Here is a 352-nt window from a genome sequence, read left to right as displayed (position 1 = left end):
TCCCGCAGGTCGTCTTCACCACCCCCGAGGTCGCCTCCGTCGGCCTGACCAGCCGCGAGGCCGAACAGAGCGGGCGCCGTATCGAGGTCGTCGACTACGACCTCGCACACATTGCGGGCGCCCACCAGTACGGCGAGGACTACCGCGGCCGGGCCCGCATGCTCATCGACACCGACCGCAACACCGTGGTGGGCGTCACCTTCGCCGGACCCGGCGTCGGGGAACTGGTGCACTCGGCCACCATCGCCGTCGCCGGCGAGGTACCCCTCGACCGGCTCTGGCACGCCGTCCCCGCCTTCCCCACCCTCGGCGAAATCTGGCTACGACTGCTGGAAACCCACCGAGGCTGAGC

The 352-nt window shown here is 70.7% G+C and carries 1 pseudogene; it reads left to right on the top strand.

Annotated elements, in window-relative coordinates:
- A pseudogene (locus AC1DUE_RS20995) lies at positions 1–350 on the top strand (pyridine nucleotide-disulfide oxidoreductase); the annotation flags it as partial.
- Between the last annotated feature and the right edge of the window lie 2 nt (positions 351–352).

It is taken from the genome of Cellulomonas sp. P4_A2 (genome assembly GCF_056402515.1).
Note: the sequence above shows the minus strand (reverse complement) of the source record. Positions and strands in the feature narration are given on the sequence as shown.